The sequence below is a fragment of the Candidatus Saccharibacteria bacterium oral taxon 955 genome (genome assembly GCA_010202265.1).
GTDB lineage: Bacteria > Patescibacteriota > Saccharimonadia > Saccharimonadales > Saccharimonadaceae > Saccharimonas.
On the sequence record CP047918.1, the window covers coordinates 280001 to 297559 of the forward strand.

Annotated in this window: 21 protein-coding genes, 2 pseudogenes and 1 CRISPR repeat array; of the genes and pseudogenes, 16 read left to right on the forward strand and 7 right to left on the reverse strand. The window is 45.4% G+C overall.

Annotated elements, in window-relative coordinates; genetic code table 11:
• The first annotated feature begins 18 nt into the window (after positions 1–18).
• Positions 19–204, forward strand: a complete 186-nt coding sequence (locus tag GWK75_01490) for an FtsW/RodA/SpoVE family cell cycle protein (GenBank protein ID QHU91130.1) — start codon at positions 19–21, stop codon at positions 202–204.
• 59 nt (positions 205–263) lie between these two features.
• Here the strand turns inward: GWK75_01490 and GWK75_01495 are convergent, their stop codons facing one another.
• Positions 264–437: a hypothetical protein gene (locus GWK75_01495; GenBank protein ID QHU91131.1), complete on the reverse strand. Its 174-nt coding sequence runs from the start codon at positions 435–437 to the stop codon at positions 264–266.
• Between the two features lie 109 nt (positions 438–546).
• On the opposite strand from GWK75_01495, the gene GWK75_01500 reads away from it, so the two are divergent.
• The 3 genes from GWK75_01500 (at position 547) to GWK75_01510 (ending at position 1379) form a co-directional block, all read left to right on the forward strand.
• Positions 547–768 carry a hypothetical protein gene (locus GWK75_01500; GenBank protein QHU91132.1) on the forward strand — a complete coding sequence of 74 codons (222 nt, stop codon included), beginning with the start codon at positions 547–549 and terminating at the stop codon, positions 766–768.
• 262 nt (positions 769–1030) lie between these two features.
• On the forward strand, positions 1031–1144 hold the full coding sequence (locus tag GWK75_01505; protein QHU91133.1) for a hypothetical protein: 114 nt from the start codon (positions 1031–1033) through the stop codon (positions 1142–1144).
• Between the two features lie 55 nt (positions 1145–1199).
• A complete protein-coding gene (locus GWK75_01510) occupies positions 1200–1379 on the forward strand; it encodes a hypothetical protein (GenBank protein QHU91134.1) in 180 nt (59 codons plus the stop codon).
• A gap of 1797 nt (positions 1380–3176) precedes the next feature.
• Here the strand turns inward: GWK75_01510 and GWK75_01515 are convergent.
• Positions 3177–3539: a hypothetical protein gene (locus tag GWK75_01515; GenBank protein ID QHU91135.1), complete on the reverse strand. Its 363-nt coding sequence runs from the start codon at positions 3537–3539 to the stop codon at positions 3177–3179.
• A gap of 237 nt (positions 3540–3776) precedes the next feature.
• On the opposite strand from GWK75_01515, the gene GWK75_01520 reads away from it, so the two are divergent.
• The 12 genes and pseudogenes from GWK75_01520 (at position 3777) to GWK75_01575 (ending at position 9309) form a co-directional block, all read left to right on the forward strand.
• Positions 3777–4001 carry a hypothetical protein gene (locus tag GWK75_01520; protein ID QHU91136.1) on the forward strand — a complete coding sequence of 75 codons (225 nt, stop codon included), beginning with the start codon at positions 3777–3779 and terminating at the stop codon, positions 3999–4001.
• Between the two features lie 146 nt (positions 4002–4147).
• Positions 4148–4501: a BspA family leucine-rich repeat surface protein gene (locus GWK75_01525; protein ID QHU91137.1), complete on the forward strand. Its 354-nt coding sequence runs from the start codon at positions 4148–4150 to the stop codon at positions 4499–4501.
• A complete protein-coding gene (locus tag GWK75_01530) occupies positions 4479–4898 on the forward strand; it encodes a BspA family leucine-rich repeat surface protein (GenBank protein ID QHU91138.1) in 420 nt (139 codons plus the stop codon). The genes GWK75_01525 and GWK75_01530 overlap by 23 nt, the downstream gene beginning before the upstream one ends.
• 547 nt (positions 4899–5445) lie before the next feature.
• A complete protein-coding gene (locus tag GWK75_01535) occupies positions 5446–5724 on the forward strand; it encodes a hypothetical protein (GenBank protein ID QHU91139.1) in 279 nt (92 codons plus the stop codon).
• A gap of 17 nt (positions 5725–5741) precedes the next feature.
• Positions 5742–5894 carry a hypothetical protein gene (locus GWK75_01540; protein ID QHU91140.1) on the forward strand — a complete coding sequence of 51 codons (153 nt, stop codon included), beginning with the start codon at positions 5742–5744 and terminating at the stop codon, positions 5892–5894.
• Positions 5858–6112, forward strand: a pseudogene (locus tag GWK75_01545) (hypothetical protein). Before GWK75_01540 ends, GWK75_01545 begins: the two are co-directional and overlap by 37 nt.
• Positions 6113–6164: 52 nt before the next feature.
• Positions 6165–6398, forward strand: coding sequence for a hypothetical protein (locus GWK75_01550; GenBank protein ID QHU91704.1), 234 nt, complete (start codon positions 6165–6167; stop codon positions 6396–6398).
• A gap of 384 nt (positions 6399–6782) precedes the next feature.
• Entirely contained in the window at positions 6783–7016 is a 234-nt protein-coding gene (locus GWK75_01555) for a hypothetical protein (GenBank protein QHU91141.1), read from the forward strand.
• A complete protein-coding gene (locus GWK75_01560) occupies positions 6970–7257 on the forward strand; it encodes a hypothetical protein (protein QHU91142.1) in 288 nt (95 codons plus the stop codon). Before GWK75_01555 ends, GWK75_01560 begins: the two co-directional genes overlap by 47 nt.
• A 227-nt stretch (positions 7258–7484) precedes the next feature.
• A pseudogene (locus tag GWK75_01565) lies at positions 7485–7622 on the forward strand (hypothetical protein).
• A complete protein-coding gene (locus tag GWK75_01570; GenBank protein QHU91143.1) occupies positions 7601–8986 on the forward strand; it encodes an Ig-like domain-containing protein in 1386 nt (461 codons plus the stop codon). The pseudogene GWK75_01565 and the gene GWK75_01570 overlap by 22 nt, the downstream one beginning before the upstream one ends.
• A 71-nt stretch (positions 8987–9057) precedes the next feature.
• Positions 9058–9309, forward strand: a complete 252-nt coding sequence (locus tag GWK75_01575) for a hypothetical protein (protein ID QHU91144.1) — start codon at positions 9058–9060, stop codon at positions 9307–9309.
• A 65-nt stretch (positions 9310–9374) separates the two neighbouring features.
• Here the strand turns inward: GWK75_01575 and GWK75_01580 are convergent, their stop codons facing one another.
• The 5 genes from GWK75_01580 to cas9 form a co-directional block, all read right to left on the reverse strand.
• Positions 9375–9887, reverse strand: coding sequence for an NUDIX domain-containing protein (locus GWK75_01580; protein ID QHU91145.1), 513 nt, complete (start codon positions 9885–9887; stop codon positions 9375–9377).
• A gap of 722 nt (positions 9888–10609) precedes the next feature.
• A CRISPR array of direct repeats spans positions 10610–11511; the repeat unit is 36 nt; unit sequence GTTTCAGTACCATTCAATATAACACTACTGTAAAAC.
• 54 nt (positions 11512–11565) lie between these two features.
• The gene (gene csn2, locus GWK75_01585) at positions 11566–12255 is read right to left on the reverse strand and encodes a type II-A CRISPR-associated protein Csn2 (protein QHU91146.1); all 690 of its coding nucleotides are present in this window, start codon (positions 12253–12255) and stop codon (positions 11566–11568) included.
• Positions 12252–12572 (reverse strand): CRISPR-associated endonuclease Cas2, encoded by a 321-nt coding sequence (gene cas2 / locus GWK75_01590; GenBank protein ID QHU91147.1) that lies wholly within the window; start codon positions 12570–12572, stop codon positions 12252–12254. The genes csn2 and cas2 overlap by 4 nt, the downstream gene beginning before the upstream one ends.
• Positions 12573–12574: 2 nt before the next feature.
• The gene (gene cas1, locus GWK75_01595; protein QHU91148.1) at positions 12575–13453 is read right to left on the reverse strand and encodes a type II CRISPR-associated endonuclease Cas1; all 879 of its coding nucleotides are present in this window, start codon (positions 13451–13453) and stop codon (positions 12575–12577) included.
• Positions 13454–13456: 3 nt separating this feature from the next.
• On the reverse strand, positions 13457–17479 hold the full coding sequence (gene cas9, locus GWK75_01600; GenBank protein ID QHU91149.1) for a type II CRISPR RNA-guided endonuclease Cas9: 4023 nt from the start codon (positions 17477–17479) through the stop codon (positions 13457–13459).
• Between the last annotated feature and the right edge of the window lie 80 nt (positions 17480–17559).

Genomic DNA, 17559 nt, shown 5'->3' on the forward strand with positions numbered 1-17559 from the left:
CCGCTTGCCTGAATGTCGATGCGTCTAGCTGTGGCGGGCGTATTTGGGTGGCTTGTGGCTCATGTCGCCATGAATATTGCGTCAATGATAGGTATTACGCCACTAACAGGAATACGTACATTGCTCAGTTTTGGCGGGACAAGTATGATATTTATGTGTGCTGCCTTGGTTTGCGTTTCAGCTGTCACGCTACACCAGTCATAGACCTGTTCAACTAAAGGAGGCTACTCATGAAAGTACTAGCACCGGTGGGGGTCGGGGGGTCACGTTACGCCCGTCGTCGCCGTTCTACGGAAATTAAAGATCAGTATCCTGATACTGAAATAAGGTTTTGGTGTATCGAAGTTTGAATCGCAGCCAGACGTGTCATGAAGCATTTTGATGATTCTATTCGAGTCGATGTTGTCGTGAGCGGTAAACTGCGTCGGTATCATCATCTGACGTTATCCAGCAGCTTATCAAGCTTCGAACGATCGTGTTGCCGAATTTAATCGACGGAATCAAGGTCGCGGTTGGGGCGATTCAGAGCTTTGCTAAATTAATAGTGTGGCGACCCGACGTTGTATTTACAAAAGCGGGTTTGTCTGCCTACCGATTGGGTTTGCGGCTCATATGTTGAGAATACCACTCGTGATTCATGACTCTGACGCTCACCCTGGTCTAACAAATCGGATTCTTGCTCGTTGGGCTTTTAGGATAGGTACTGGTGCGCCACTAAAATTTTACTCATACCCCAGCTCACTCTCACGCTATGTGGAGTGCCGGTGAGAGCGGAGTTTACTCCTTATAGCGAAGGAGATAGGCAAAAGGTGAAGCGGTCGCTTGGTTTTGACTCGAATCGACCGCTTGTTGTCATTACAGGTGGAGGCTTGGCGCACGACGTATAAATATGGCTGTAGCAACTATGCTCAATGAACTGATGGAGCGGGCAAATATCGTACTTATAAGTGGCGAGGGCCAGTATGAGAAATGAGGGCCTTGACCCCGCAAACGATGAGCGGTATCAGCTACATGCATTTGTAGGCAGGGTATGGCAGACATGTTGGGTGCAGCCGATGTTGTGGTGGCGCGAGCTGGTGCGACGACGATTCTTGAGCTTGCAGCGCTGCTAAGCCGACGATTCTTGTGCCTAATGGCTACCTGACGGAGGGCATCAGCTAAAGAATGCCGCCGTCTACGCCGAAAAGGGAGCTGTAAGTGTGATAGATGAAAATCAACTAGAGAAGCACCCCGATATACTCCTTGATGAGGTGATAAATATCCTCTCAGACGACACTCGTCGCAAACAGATGAGCAGGCTATTTTATGAGTTTGCTAAGCCAAATGCTGCACGCGACATGGCTACGCTGATCGTTTCTGCGGTGAAAAGTAGCTTGTGACTGCTATAATAGCAGGGAAGCATAACTGCTATGAAACTATTGCGAAAAAACAACAAGTACCAGCGCGTCGTAGCGGTCTGGTGTTCGAGAGGGGCGAGCAAACGCCGATTCTCTTGATGAGCGCTACGCTTTTCGACGTAACAGGACGTTGACAGGTAGCTTATCGTCAAATGTTTCCAGCGCCAGCGAGTCTTTAATGAGCTACGTTCAGCTCGAGTCCAGGCGCACGATCTCAGGCGTCATCGTCGTAAGTTATTCGGTGTATGGTTGGGTGTTAGTGTGGCTACTTTGCTTTTGGGCTATCTGCTGTATGAGTCCATCGCGTTGCCAAATGTGCGTTTTCAGGAGGCCGTCGTTGTCCAGCCAGAGGATAAGTCTCTTTATGAAAAGAAATCCAGGAATACTTGAACGCACATTTCTTTGAACGAAGCCGACTAACGCTAAATGTTAAAAATCTAGCCATTTATCTGCAGACACATGGCGCACCAGAGGTAGAGGAAGTTTCATCTAGTTTGTCGTTCGGCGGCCTGGGTGTTAGTACGATATCATTAAAGTACGTAAGCCGGTCGTTAGCTGGAAAACGGGAGATGTTCGGCTGTACGTGGATCAAAAGGGTATTGGATTGAGAGAACTATTATGACGCGCCAACCGTTTCGGTGCTTGATCAGACGGGCGTCCAGACTCGTAATAATCGTATTTAGCAAGCAACCGATTTCTAAGTTTTATGGGGCGACTAATTGGTAGACTGCTGAGCAGGGCTATCGTGCTACTCAAGTCGTTCTGCCAGAAGGTACTACGCGTCAATTGTTGATGTCGGTTGACGGGGTGTCGTACCCAATTAAATTCTCAGTTGATCGTCCGGCAGCGGCTCAGGCCGAGGACGCAGCCCGATCGATACGGTACCTTTTGGCTAGTGGAATTAGCCCTACATACCTTGATGTGCGAGTTAGTGGAAAGCTTATTATAAGTAGCTGGATCTGGGGCGAGAGACTAAACGTACACCCTTGCCGATTGGTAAATGTTCTATTTTTGTTCTCATTATCAACAAATTACAAAAATATATTTAGCATATTAAAATAGGGAAATTGCAAATTGTCAAAAAAGCAGGGAAAAAGGATAGGGGGTAATAAAAATCGAAAAAAGCAAATATATGTCACATAAGTCGTGAAAAATTAAATATATCGTTGTGGAAAACTATATAGACGGTCGGTCTGCTAGACATTGGTAGACGCCAAGAGTATTCCAGAAAAGAACATATGTATGATCTACGAGCTTTGTCAGAGTAAGCTATAAAAAAGTTAGTGCTACGTAATCTTTGAGTGATAGAGGCATCTGGGTAGGCAGCAAACTCCCCCATATGATTCATATATACAAAATTAGCACTCAAGCTAGACGTATGCTGATTCATCTTTTGTATTTATATTTAATGTCTCAAAAGGTATATTGTGCGACGTTAAGTCTATGGGCAAAATTGATTAAGTTTTATTCGTAAGTTAGTTATGTGCGGTCCCTTTCTTTTGTGTGGCCGGTTTGATTTTTTGATCCCCTTTTTGGACGTTTCCTTTAGTCCTTTTGAGCCTGCATAGTGATTGAAATCTTTGCACTTTTGAAAGTTTTAGGTCTATATGGTTTTTCTACAATCAAAAATATATCTACAGAAATAAATATTGTAAGTTCTATTTTTGTTCTATAATGTTTTCTGACTTATTTATAATATGAAAGATGGCCCATAGAACAATGTCTACGGGCCATCCGCACATTACTATCTGCGACTACGACGCTTACGGCGGTGCTCCTCTACCGCCTCCAGAGAGATATTACATCTCCCGGGGGTGTGTGTGCCAAGAGCTCGTCGATAAGCAGTAGCGCCATATTATACGCACGATGACCGTGCGCCACGAACTGGCAATCTTTGATGTTGCCAGGATTCAGACGTATAGTCAAATCGGCTGAGCCACCTTGCTTACGCCGGGATCTGCTGCTTCTAGCGATATGTAGCAGTAGCGCGTTATCGTCTTTCTTCTCGACGGTGATTGTGCAACCGTCGAGGCTTGCTAGTGCCTCGGCCAGCGGGTTGTCGTAGGCAGTCATTTTTTCATCCTTCTGTAGTAGGTGCGGATACTCCCCTACCCGTTTTATGGTGAGGGAGGCTGTGTGCATATTATACCACAAAATAAGAGTATAGTGAAGGTAGATACGCTTTATTTTTCTACCCGTCTGCCTTGCTCTACCCCTTCTATATCTGTCAAAGTGACGAGTGCGCTTCTCTACTGTCGTCTGATGCAACTTTTGAGTGTGGCTTGCCTGTTGTAACCTATCAATGATTAGAGTATAATTAGAGCATTAGCTTTAAATACCTACATATAAAAAGTAATAGAGGTGTCACGCGTGAGGATAATGCAAAAGACGAGGCGACTGTTGCTGGCTAGTGCTATAGCTGCGGTTACTGTTGGCGTCTTGGTTGTTCAGTATTTTGTGGCAAGTCAGTTAGCTAAGGCTGATGCGATTAACTCGACCGACTTTGTGATGACGATCGACACGCGCAAAGGCACGGGAAACACTTTCACGGTTCCAACGATCGTGGTGGCTATAACTATACATTGGTTTGTGGCAACGGTGTAGTCTTGACGGGACAAACAGGTAACGCCACCTGTTCTTATGCGACTGCCGGTGGTATAAGGTCCGAATTGCTGGAGCATTTCCTAGGATATATTTTGACTACAGGGGTGACAGGTTTAAGGTCATCTCGATTGACCAGTGGGGTACGAATGAATGGCAAAATATGGAGCACGCGTTTGATGGGCGGAAAACCTCGATGTAAAGGCTACCGACAAGCCACGCATGGGCCAGGTTGTCAGCCTGGCTTATATGTTTCGAGACGCCAAAAGTCTAAGGGTGAGGGTGCTGATTGGCAGTGGGACACTAAAAATGTAGAGAGTCTAAACAGCACATTCTCTGGGGCCCGTCAGTTTAACCAAAATATCTCAAGCTGGAATACATCTAAGGTGACAGATATGGACAATACGTTCACTAATGCCTATGAATTTAATCAGCCTATTCAGTCGTGGGACGTCAGCAAGTCAATACTATGGTGCGGTGTTGGCATATGCAAAAAAGTTTAATCAACCTATCGGTGAATGGAATACTACCCAACTTACGGACGCCCTTTTGGCGCTAGCTGGCGCCGAGAGGTTTGACCAGTCGTTGGCGCACTGGGATGTCCGTCGTCTGACAGATGCAGATAGATTACTCGATGGCGTTAAGATATCAACGCCAAACTACGATGCGACGCTGACTTCTTGGCAGGCACAGGCTGTCAGAGGTAATGTCAAGCTTGGCGGCGGTAACAGTAATTACTGTGTGGCAGAGGCTAAGCGCAATGATTTGATTGCTACAAAATCATGGATAATTACGGATGCAGGTAAAGATTGTACAGCGTATACCGTTACGGCAGTGGACTATACTGGCGTTACAGATGTAGATGAGAATACCACACTGGCACAGTATTGGGTAGGTTAAATAGTACCGATGCCGTTAATTCGCCACAAAGTGATTTTACATATACCCTTGACTGTACTGGCGCGCAGAATAATCTCGTGGCAATTGATGGCAATACAATTAAGCTTGCGCAGTCACCGGATTATGAGCAGAATGCTACTTTGGAAATTTGTGTTCGTGCTACCAATAAGGTGGGAAAACGTTCGATAAGCACCTAACTATCTCGGTCAATAATCTTTATTCAGTTTCATATAATGCCAATGGTGCTGACGCTGGTGCTCCGCCGGCTTCGACTGGAGAGACGTTGCACTCTGGCGATAGTGTATCCGTAGAGGCGAATATCAATGGCCTAGCCAAAACCGCCACAGCTTCACCGCTGACACTCCTAACGTGCATACACATACGCCCAGGCCAACTTCACCTCACTGGTACTACCCTTTATGCCAATGCAATAAACACTACACCTCCACTTCGACAGCAAGGGTGGCTCTAACGTACCAACCAACTTTGCCTTTGGTGCAAAAGCCACCACCCTACCGCTCCAACCAAAACTGCCACACCTTGCCGGTTGTACAAGAGGCTGTCTAGTTACGCCTGGAACTTCGCCACCGAACTATGCCAGCGAGCGACACCCCTCTACGCAAGTGGACAATTAACCAGTACAAGATACATTACGATGCCACACTGCACCGGTGGCGCAACCCCAGACACTGTCTCTAACTACGACACCACCGTCCAGATTGCCAACAACGGCTTCACCAAACCGGCCACAGCTTCACCGGCTGGAACACTGCCCCTAACGGTGCAGGTACACATACGCCCAGGCGCCAACTTCCACTCACTGTGACATTACCCTTTATGCCAATGGCAAGTAAACAACTACACCCTCCACTTCGACAGCAAGGGTGCTCTAACGTACCAGACCAAACTGTTGCCTTTGGTGCAAAAGCCACCACCCCTACCGCTCCAACCAAAACTGCCACACCTTTGCCGGTTGGTACAAGGAGGCTGGTCTAGTTAACGCCTGGAACTTCGCCACCGACACTATGCCAGCGAGCGACACCACCCTCTACGCCAAGTGGACAATTAACCAGTACAAGATACATTACGATGCAACACTGGCACCGGTGGCGCAACCCCAGACACTGTCTCTAACTACGACACCACCGTCCAGATTGCCAACAACGGCTTCACCAAAACCGGCCACAGCTTCACCGCTGGAACACTGCCCCTAACGGTGCAGGTACACCATACGCCCCAGGCGCCAACTTCCACCTCACTGGTGACATTACCCTTTATGCCCAATGGCAAGTAAACAACTACACCCTCCACTTCGACAGCAAGGGTGGCTCTAACGTACCAGACCAAACTGTTGCCTTTGGTGCAAAAGCCACCACCCCTACGCTCCACCAAAACTGGCCACACCTTTGCCGGTTGGTACAAGGAGGCTGGTCTAGTTACGCCTGGAACTTCGCCACCGACACTATGCCAGCGAGCGACACCACCCTCTACGCCAAGTGACAATTAACAGTACAAGATACATTACGATGCCAACACTGGACCGGTGGCGCACCCAGACACTGTCTCTAATACGACACACCGTCCAGATTGCCACAACGGCTTCCCAAACCGGCCACAGCTTCACCGGCTGGAACACTGCCCTACGGTGCAGGTACACCATACGCCCCAGGCGCCAACTTCACCTCACTGTGACATTACCCTTTATGCCAATGGCAAGTAAACAACTACACCCTCCACTTCGACAGCAAGGGTGCTCTAACGTACCAGACCAAACTGTTGCCTTTGGTGCAAAAGCACCACCCTACCGCTCCAACCAAACTGGCCACCTTTGCCGTTGGTACAAGAGGCTGGTCTAGTTAACGCTGGAACTTCGCCACCGACACTATGCCAGCGAGCGACACCACCCTCTACGCCAAGTGGACAATTAACCAGTACAAGATACATTACGATCAACCTGGCACCGGTGGCGCAACCCCAGACACTGTCTCTAACTACGACACCACCGTCCAGATTGCCAACAACGGCTTCACCAAACCGGCCACAGCTTCACCGCTGGAACACTGCCCTAACGGTGCAGGTACACCATACGCCCAGCGCCAACTTCCACCTCACTGGTGACATTACCCTTTATGCCCAATGGCAAGTAAACAACTACACCTCCACTTCGACAGCAAGGGTGGCTCTAACGTACCAGACCAACTGTTGCCTTTGGTGCAAAAGCCACCACCCTACCGCTCCAACCAAAACTGGCCACACCTTTGCCGGTTGGTACAAGGAGGCTGGTCTAGTTAACGCTGGAACTTCGCCACCGACACTATGCCAGCGAGCGACACACCCTCTACGCCAAGTGGACAATTAACCAGTACAAGATACATTACGATGCCAACACTGGCACCGGTGGCGCAACCCCAGACACTGTCTCTAATACGACACCACCGTCCAGATTGCCAACAACGGCTTCACCAAACCGGCCACAGCTTCACCGGCTGGAACACTGCCCTAACGGTGCAGGTACACCATACGCCCAGGCGCCAACTTCCACCTCACTGGTGACATTACCTTTATGCCCAATGGCAAGTAAACAACTACACCCTCCACTTCGACAGCAAGGGTGGCTCTAACGTACCAGACCAAACTGTTGCCTTTGGTGCAAAAGCCACCACCCCTACCGCTCCAACCAAAACTGGCCACACCTTTGCCGGTTGGTACAAGGAGCTGGTCTAGTTAACGCCTGGAACTTCGCCACCGACACTATGCCAGCGAGCGACACCACCCTCTACGCCAAGTGGACAATTAACCAGTACAAGATACATTACGATGCCAACACTGGCACCGGTGGCGCAACCCCAGACACTGTCTCTAACTACGACACCACCGTCCAGATTGCCAACAACGGCTTCACCAAAACCGGCCACAGCTTCACCGGCTGGAACACTGCCCCTAACGGTGCAGGTACACCATACGCCCCAGGCGCCAACTTCCACCTCACTGGTGACATTACCCTTTATGCCCAATGGCAAGATACTCAGCCGCCGGTCGCTCCTGCTGCTGCCCCTGATATGACAGCCACATCAGACACTGGCGATAGTGATTCAGATAATATTACTAATAAAAATAAACCGGTCTTTAAGTTGGTTTGTACTGAGGTGGGTAGTACACTTACACTGTATGTTGATGGTGCCGCTAATGGGACTGTAAATTGCGCAAATGTCGGCCCGGTAGACATGGTACCGACTGCGCCGCTGACCGAGGGCAATCATTCTGTTACGTTCAAAGAATCGGACGCAGCAGGTAACGAGTCGCCGAGCTCGCCCGCTTTGGCTGTTACGATAGATACAACCGCTCCAGCTGCCCCGACAGTAACAATGGACCCAGTAACAGCTGATAATACTATCAATTCTGTCGAGGCGGCTGCACAGCAGTTCATCCGCGGCTCGGTAACCGGCGCTCATCCCGGTGATAAAGCCAGATTGACTATTAACGGTGTGATATATGAGGCCACGATTGATGCTACTGGCAGATTCTCTGTGACAGTCCCAGGTACTGAGCTCGTGTCGGATCCCGACCGTACGATTGACGTTGTTGTGACGGCATCTGATGTCGCTGGCAACACAACTAGTATCAACTCGTCGAAGACCTATAATGTTGATGCTAATGTCGTAGTACCACCGGCGAGGGCTACTCTCAAGGCATCTTCTGATACCGGCAGTAGCGATTCAGACAATATCACTAAAAATACGAGGCCAGTAGTAACGTTGCAGTGCATATCTGCTACTGATAAACTACACCTTATAGTTGATGGTGTTGAGGTGCAAGTTGTTAATTGTACATCGGCGGGGCCAATAGAGGTTACTTTGCCTAACGCTCTATCTGACGGTAGTCACACTGTGACCTATAGTCGGGAAACCTCGGCAGGCAACGTATCGGCGCCATCAATGCCGCTGACATTAACTATAGATACGACTGCGCCAACTGGTGCGCTCACTACGCAACAAGCGACGGTCGCTTCACCGGCTCTGAGCGGTACGGTAAATGACCCGACCGCGACGGTGGTTGTGACGATTAACGGCGTTGACTACCCTGCGTAGTCGCAGGTGGCATATGGACACTGCCGTCAAATTCTATTGCCGCGCTTGGTGATGGAGCGTATACGGTCAAGATGAAGTTTACAGATATTGCTGGTAATGTGTCGGTTACTCAAGGAGTATTGACAATTTCCCTTCCTTCGTCGCCTTTAACTCCGCAGCTACCGCAACCTGGCGGCGTAGGTGTTGCGACTCCAGAACAGAATAAGAAAAAGAGCCACTCATCTCTGGCTGGCACCGGTGACAACCTCTACTTAATCATTGGTGTGTGTGCCTCACGATTGCGGCCGGCTCTATCGGTCTATATCGTTTGCGACGACGCGTGAGATAGCGTTAGGTTAATGAACGGCTGTAGTGTTTTGGTTAATACAGGGTAGTTCTATAGTGCTTGCTATTTAGTTGTTTTTATGTAGTGCTCTAAAATTTGAGCATCCCTAAGGACCATAAACTTAGTCCTATACACCGAATCATAGCTCGCGGCTCCTTCTGCCTTTTCTTTGTAAGTGAGTCTGTTCCTGTATGGTTGGCCTGTTACTTTTGCTTCGTATACAAATGAAACTTGTTGGAAGTTTTCCTGTGACTTATATTCGATGGTTATGCCCAGCTCATTAGTTATGATGACAGAGTAACCCAGCTCTTCTCTACATTCACGCCTAAATGCTTCTCGTGGATCCTCCCCATTGTCAATACCGCCACCAGGAAGCTTATATTCATTTTTAGCTTTTTTGTGGATGACGGCTATCTCGCCGTTATCATTCAATACAATTCCTCTAGACCCGAGTCGAGTTATGGGCCGTTCATTGTGATGTATAGGAGGTATATTGAAATTCTCATCGCTGATATGTGCGATTTCTTTTAGGTGTTTTGGTATCTCTATGTTTGGGTTTGAGTGTGAGTGTGTCATATTTCTCCTGATTCGATGCTCAGATTTTTATTCATCAGCCAAAGGCTACGCAACTGGTTTTACAAGTTTAGGGGGACGTTGATTTAAGTTATGTATTTGCAGTCTATCACTCTTAGGCGGTATTCACAATGTAATTCGGTGGCCGCCTCGCTACTCTTTGTTTTTTTGCACTGGTCGATATCTGAGCGTTTAGAATGTCGCGGTGATGGACCTGTCGTCAGTATATTCTTTAACGATTACATACTTGTATCGTGGTGTTTGTTAGATCCTACAGCGGTAATCTTCAGGAGGCGCGCCGGAAAAGCCTGACTTCGTTGACCTGTAGGTGTCCTCGGAATTGATATTTAACGTGTTGTTTGCTAGACTACATATAGTCGTAGCGTCTGTAAAGTTGTCAGCGAGCTGCCTATCGACAACTCCAACTCCGTTGTTTGACGCTAAACCGGTGATTCGTCTACTAGCTAGGGGCGAATCACTGGAAACCAAGTTACGCTTGATATGTTTTGTGATACATTTATAGACGAGCTCCTGATGGATTACTAACAGGACTTGTGCCTGTAGCAGATTCTAGATCGCTACCCGCCGGGGTAACGCCCGCAAGTCGTCGTCCATCAGGGGCGTACCAAGCTTTGCTTGGGCTTTTTAATACCTACCCCTCTTGAGCCAATTATATTTACCGCCAATTTCATTAGTGGTAAACGTTTGCTCGCTTCGCTTTCTAAAAAGGTGTGTTTTGTAATATAACATTAGATATTGGACATAATTTGTAGACGGTGTTGACGGTAGCGAAGTTTACGTTTCAGTACCATTCAATATAACACTACTGTAAAACCTTCTTGACCCTACTCATACTCGTAAATACGTTTCAGTACCATTCAATATAACACTACTGTAAAACATTCTTGACCAGACAATCATCTCTGGCGCGGTTTCAGTACCATTCAATATAACACTACTGTAAAACATGTCGGTAAATCTTGATAAGATAGCCAAAGTTTCAGTACCATTCAATATAACACTACTGTAAAACCGCCACCAGAAAATGTCACGGCGACTATGGGTTTCAGTACCATTCAATATAACACTACTGTAAAACCCTTTGTGCGGTGGCTCCAGCAAATTACGGGTTTCAGTACCATTCAATATAACACTACTGTAAAACGCAATTGTGCAAATCGTCTCAAACTCAGCTGTTTCAGTACCATTCAATATAACACTACTGTAAAACTCAACTCGCTTATGTTGTGCGTTGTTTTCAGTTTCAGTACCATTCAATATAACACTACTGTAAAACGTTCGAGCGGTATGTTTCCCATGCAGATATGTTTCAGTACCATTCAATATAACACTACTGTAAAACATGTTGAATAAAGCAACGACAAGACAGAAAGTTTCAGTACCATTCAATATAACACTACTGTAAAACAGCACAAGGCTTGAAGTGGACCGAGCAACGGTTTCAGTACCATTCAATATAACACTACTGTAAAACGTAATGCTGCCAGTGCTTCCTTGCTGGCTGGTTTCAGTACCATTCAATATAACACTACTGTAAAACAGGTTTGCCACATTGTTGTCCTTGTCGTAGGTTTCAGTACCATTCAATATAACACTACTGTAAAACCTCAATTGTAAGGTTTTACAGGGGTGAACATGATAGCGCTTACTCCTGTTGTTATTATGAATTGGTACTAAAATCATACAAATCGTCATCAATAACGAGAATGTTCTCCTCGTTTAACTTATCTTTACAGTTTTTCTCAATAAAAAGTACTGAAAAATGATTGTTTTGTACATATTGTAAAAGAGCCTGTAGCTCGCAGTGTGACAATAATTGGCGCTGGTTTATCAAAATCACTAAACGTTTTGATAATAATTGCTGAGCTGAATCTATAATACCATAAAGCTTGTCAAGATAGTTATTCTTCTCGTTGGCTTCTAGTCCTACGTGAGCCATCTTCATGATGTCATTGATAGATATATCTGTTTGATAGTTTATACTTTGTGAGAAATTAGTATTTATAGCGCTAAGAACATCCAAAATGTCTGCTTCTATTTGTGCCAGTTTGGCTATGTCGATGTCGCTATTGTCTTGGATGTTTTTATATAGGGCCGCTGTGATAGTTCGATTGGCTAGATCGTAGGAATATATATCTGTGATAACCAGGGTGTCTTTTGCGAAGTTCAACGGATTGTGATCACTGTTGTAAATAACAGTGCGGTTGTTATCTTCCCTTTTAGTGTATATATCAAGCATATCTTCAACGACTCTTCTGAAGAATAGGTTATTATGTACAATCAGGGTCGCAATGCCGCCGTCATCTGGTATTGATAGCGTATTATCGAATCCTGAAATGCTAATATTCATAAAACCACTGTCCTGTCGGTGCTTTGAATTGATAGCTCCTCATACTCCCCTGCCAAATATTCCATTGAGGCGAATTGCCGCTCGGTTATTGTCAGTAGCTGGATAACACCGTTGTCGGGTATGATTTTCTTTAGCCTGTCGTAGGTTGATTTTTCATTGGTGGAGTTGAGCACTAGCTTGCTGTAGACGGATTGTTGCATCATGACGAAGCCTTCTTGGGTAAGTTGTTTGCGGAATGTCGCGTATATTTTGCGCTCGCGAGCGCTAACCATTGGTAAGTCAAAAAATAATATCATTCTCATATATCGTAACTTCATACTTATATTAGTTCGTATTCGGGCAGATCTTTGTTGCTGCCCTCTTCCATTGCTCTAAAAAATAACTTTACATAAATGTTGATCGCGTTTGACAGGAATTGTTCTTTACCAAGAATAATGACTTTGTGGTTGAGAATATCAATGAGGCGACTCTTGAAGAAGTCATCAAACGCGAAACTTCGACACTTATACACTTCACGGTCAACGATAGGGCGGAATGGCTCCATGAGATCGCAGGTGAGGTTAAAAGGATTGTATTCATTGCAGTGGTTAACGCCCATAGTAGTTGAATAGCCGGCTGAAGTAATTTCCCTATTGAAAGCTGAAAGGAGAATTGAATAACCATAGTTAAGCGCTGCGTTTATGTCGCTGGAGCTATCACGCGAAAACTGCGGACCAAATAATTCTTTGAAGTAGAATTTGGCAGCATGAGCTTCGCGATTGGTAGTATCTCCAGATAATACTGATGCGGCAAAATTCATAAGCGTTTCGCAGGAGGTTTGGTTGGAGGTTTCTCTATAGACCACCTGAGCTTGCTTGATGATTTTTTGAGCAACGATTCTCTGCCAGATTTTATCTTTGGCAGTCTGAGGCCATTGGATTTGACGGTGCATTTGCTTGCTGGCATTATGCGCGCCGTAATACGGTATTATCTCGCTGTATGGATTGCGCTGGTGATCACAGAATATTATTTTCACCTTGTAGCGAGCCAGCTCACAAAGCAGATAGGCAGTGATGTTGACGGCGGTATTTTCGATAATTAAAGTGCCTATTTCGCTGATGTGGAGAGCTTTTTCTTTACCGTCGCTGATGATAAGCATGTAGTCATTTTTATAGCTCAGTTTGCAACGATTCTTGACGATGACAGTTCGCCAAGACATGCCTTATAGATCCCGTCCTAACGACTTTCCGTCTAATTTTCGGCGATGTAATCCAGTGATAGATTCGTAAACAAAGGTAAGTTTGGTTGGGTCAAGAGATTTGCCCGCCATACGGCCAAAGGAGTTTGGTAGACCTAGCTCTGGAAATACAGGTTTATTCTCGCTGCCTTTCATATCTACCCTATCGGAACCAGCATGCGTAGCTCTTAACACCAGGCCAATGACCTTGATTCTATCATCTAGTGATAGTTCGCTGTATTCAGCTAATGCGCTCTGGGCATTAGGGCCAGCATTTCCGAATTGCTGGTATTGATTAGCGAGCTTCTCGGCATAAATTCCCCAAAACTTCTCTACTCCGTCAATAACTTTGTCTCTTCTCTCGATCTGCTTATTGCGCTTGTTCTGTAGCTCGTCGTCGCTGGTGGCTTGCTCTTCTGTGATAGTGATTCGCGGAATTCCCTGCTTGAGGGCGACTGCTACGGCGTATTCAATATTATAAGGCAACTTCAGCTGTTTGGCATTGGTAACTTCGCTGCTGCCGACAATAAACTGTTCGTTGCCTTCATGCTCAATTTTTTGATTGATTGGTATTTTAGAAATAAGAACTTTTGCTTGTTTATAGTTGTTGCGGATATATTCGTTGATTGAACCCGGTTTAGTTTTTTCTAGTGTATAAATTTGAGTTGGCACGCTGATAATCTCGTTTACAAAAACATCCTTGTTACGCACCTGTTTAAGATATCTTATGGCCATAAAATAGGCTGCTTTTCTCCCTGAATAGCCACCGTATTTATCGACTGGCAGGTTCGCTTTTCTGGTGATCATGGTGGCGCCAGAATTTTTACCGTAAATAGTCTGGTCGTAGAATTGATTGTCTCCAATTTCAGTTTTCTTTGTAATCAGGCAGTCATTGTATTTCATCGTTCGGTCTATGATATCGTGTGTGATTTTACTCTGCCAGATAATTTCACCAGTTTCTGTATTGGCAAGATCGTAGCTCATTGACGCGAGGATAAAGCTGCTGCGATCCATGTTGGTCTGTTTTTTAGATTTGAACTTCATGTATTCACCGTAGACGAAAGCCTTATCTAGCTTTGGATAACGAATCTTTATATATTGCGCTAGTACTGCGGCTAGATAGGCGTCTTTGGCATGGTGTAAATCGTTGACCTCGCGACATTTTGGCAAGTCATGAATGCGACGGTATTCTGAGCTCATGCCAGCACGAATGGTAAATACTTCGGTAGCTGAGTCATGATATTTTTCGGTCAGTATTCTGGCTAGGTGCTTGGTAATTTGCCGTGTCTCAACGAGTTGGCGATTAACGAAGCCGGCGACGCGGTCTTCAGACAGTTGCTTTTGGCTCGTTAGGCGTTGAAACTTAAGCTGCGACATGAGTTTGGCGTTTTTCAGAGATGTCCAAATCGGGCGCATATGGTTTTGGATATCGGGCGCGATAGGATAATCATCAAGTTTCCGCTGGTTCTCTTTGCGTAGCACCAATACAGTATTGTCTAGCGAATCGTCTTTGGTTAGTGACCGCGGCAAGATGTGGTCAATCTCACTATCTCTGAGATCGTTTTCGATGTCGAGCGGGTTGCCTGTATAAGCGCACTTGCCGTTCTGGAGGAAATACAGATAATACTTTTTCTTGTCGAGCTTGTCTTTGTATTCAGCCAATTGCGATTTTATATCAGATTTGGTATATATCTTGCCGTAAAGATCCTTATACATTTTTTCCAGTTGGCCGTATCGGCTTTTGGTTCTAACTTTCTCGTCTTCATTGCGAGCCATCTCAATGCTAATCAATTTTGGCTCGTAGCCAATTGTATCGACAATCTCGTCAATAATCCTAACGCTGCGCCACAAAGCACGTTTAATGCCGGGAGAGCCAGCAAGATTCTTGATATCGTCGTAGGTTATATCGGCACGCTGGTTTACTGACAAGATATCGTCAATGATTTTCTTGAATTCATATTGGTCGCTCTGGATAATCTGCATAAAATTGTCCGAACAACGGCGCATTGTTTCTATGACGGTCAGCTCGCCGTAAGGCGTGTGCGCAGTAATGCCGTCAAGGAGTTTGCGAGATAGCCGTCCCCAGCCACTATAATTTAGCTTTAAAATAGTACGTAGTTGATTTTCATTAAATATGCCGCTATGCTTTTGTAGCTTCTTAGCTAGAATCTTTTTATCTTCAAAGAGAGCAATCCATTTAATAACCTCTTCGATTGCCTGTTGGTTTTTTAGTGTAATTGCGACGCCAACTTTTTGCGTGAAGTCGATATATGATTTCCGCGACGAAGCAAATGATTTCTCTTTGGCCGTTCCGGAAATAATGAGAGAGTCAGTGTTGTATATTTGATTATCATAGAGATATTTGATGAGCTTTTTGTAAGTAACTGAAAGCTCTTTGGTAAATAATTCATCAACTATGCGGTTTTGGATGTCAGGGCTTAATCTCTCGCCATTAACAGTCACATTCTTCAGCTCGTTTCGAACTTCATATTCTTGATAAAGCAGCGAATTTTTAGGGAGGACTTCTTCGTCTGGTAGATATGTACAATTATTATGCATTCGGTCGATGAATCTCTCGGCAGAAGCTTCATCGTCTATTATTTCATCGAAATTCCACGGATAGATCACGCCATCTTTCTTTTTGACTGACCATGCAAAATTACCACCAGTTTTGAGTGGTCCGATATAGTACGGTAATTTGAAAGTAAAAATGCTGATAATCTTATCACGGTTCTGGGCTAGGAGCGGATAGTACTGCGCTTGGTTGTCGATGATTCTTTCAAGCTCATATTGGTGGATCTGATGTGGAATGGCGCCGTTATCTCGGATGCGTTGCCTAGAGAGAAATTCCTCTAGCTCAGCCCGCTTCTCAAATCGCTGGTAGTGCGGGTCATCCTTGGCAACTTCGCCGAGCTGTTTTTTGATAGATTTGTATAAATCATCGAGATTTCGCTTGTGGTTGTTATATAGCTCAAATTCAGCAGCGTCGCCGTGAAAAAATGATTTATAGCTTTCTTTAGGCAAGAACTCATGGAATAGTGATTTGAGATCAGATAAATCTTGGCGGTAATCATCGTATTTCTCGACCATAATGTCAGATAGACAGCTATCTTTTCTGATGAATTGACTAAAAATTGTCCATTGATAGACTGATTCTAAAGTCTCTACGAGCCCATAGCGATCGTCGCCGATTGCGGTTGCAATTTCATCGCGCTGCTCTTCGTAATTTTTATTCGAGAACTCCCCTTTTGCTTCGAGAGAATCGTCCTCAAATAGTTTATTAGCATTCCACTTTAAGCCGATAACTGCACCGACGGCTTCGCTGATGGTCTTCTTGTTGTCGGGAGAGGGTTGTAGTAGCTCAATAATAGCTGATTTTCTGGTACTACGCGATAGAGAGCGGTCAAGTAAAATAGCTTTGACTTTTTTGGCCACCGATTCGTCAGCGCTAATGAAATCCATGAATGTTTGTAGATTTTGGCTGTCGAACGATGAAATCACGTTATCTACTCTGCCCTCGACCAAAAAGTTGCCACGGTACTTGATAATGTGATGAAGAGCTAGGTAGACTAATCGAATATCTTGCTTTTTAGAGTTGTGAAATAGATCGCTACGCAAATGATAAATTGTTGGATATTTTTCTCTATATGATTTGTCGGTAAATGAGCGGTCGGCGAATAGAATGTTGGCGTCTAATTCTAGCGTAGAACTTTTGTCGCCAACATGGAGCATTGATTCGGATAAGCGGAGGTAGAAATGCGGATCGACTTTTTGCATCTCATTGTCAAATATTCGTTGGAGGAGTGTAATACGCCGTTTTCGCCTAGCAAGTCGTCGGCGCGATGAGCGAAATGACCGCCGAGTGGCTGCTTTTTGAGCCTCATCAAACAAATGTGCACCCCACATATTTTGGTGCTTGTACCTGTGTAGTCTAAAATCCTCATTGATAACTGCCCAGCCAACGCTATTTGTGCCAATATCTAATCCAATAGAATACGGTTGTTTCATCGTAAATCCCCTCTAATTATTTTTAAGTATATCGCTTATTTTTAGGGTTTACAACGCTGTTTTAGTTGGCTATAATTCTT

Excerpts from the sequence above, each read along its gene's own strand:
- GWK75_01490 (QHU91130.1), top strand. The coding sequence starts at position 19 with ATGCGTCTAGCTGTGGCGGGCGTATTTGGGTGGCTTGTGGCTCATGTC.
- GWK75_01495 (QHU91131.1), bottom strand. The coding sequence starts at position 437 with ATGATGATACCGACGCAGTTTACCGCTCACGACAACATCGACTCGAAT.
- GWK75_01505 (QHU91133.1), top strand. The coding sequence starts at position 1,031 with ATGGCAGACATGTTGGGTGCAGCCGATGTTGTGGTGGCGCGAGCTGGT.
- GWK75_01515 (QHU91135.1), bottom strand. The coding sequence starts at position 3,539 with ATGCACACAGCCTCCCTCACCATAAAACGGGTAGGGGAGTATCCGCAC.
- GWK75_01520 (QHU91136.1), top strand. The coding sequence starts at position 3,777 with ATGCAAAAGACGAGGCGACTGTTGCTGGCTAGTGCTATAGCTGCGGTT.
- GWK75_01525 (QHU91137.1), top strand. The coding sequence starts at position 4,148 with ATGAATGGCAAAATATGGAGCACGCGTTTGATGGGCGGAAAACCTCGA.
- GWK75_01540 (QHU91140.1), top strand. The coding sequence starts at position 5,742 with ATGGCAAGTAAACAACTACACCCTCCACTTCGACAGCAAGGGTGCTCT.
- GWK75_01555 (QHU91141.1), top strand. The coding sequence starts at position 6,783 with ATGCCAGCGAGCGACACCACCCTCTACGCCAAGTGGACAATTAACCAG.
- GWK75_01575 (QHU91144.1), top strand. The coding sequence starts at position 9,058 with ATGAAGTTTACAGATATTGCTGGTAATGTGTCGGTTACTCAAGGAGTA.
- GWK75_01580 (QHU91145.1), bottom strand. The coding sequence starts at position 9,887 with ATGACACACTCACACTCAAACCCAAACATAGAGATACCAAAACACCTA.
- csn2 (QHU91146.1), bottom strand. The coding sequence starts at position 12,255 with ATGAATATTAGCATTTCAGGATTCGATAATACGCTATCAATACCAGAT.
- cas2 (QHU91147.1), bottom strand. The coding sequence starts at position 12,572 with ATGAAGTTACGATATATGAGAATGATATTATTTTTTGACTTACCAATG.
- cas1 (QHU91148.1), bottom strand. The coding sequence starts at position 13,453 with ATGTCTTGGCGAACTGTCATCGTCAAGAATCGTTGCAAACTGAGCTAT.
- cas9 (QHU91149.1), bottom strand. The coding sequence starts at position 17,479 with ATGAAACAACCGTATTCTATTGGATTAGATATTGGCACAAATAGCGTT.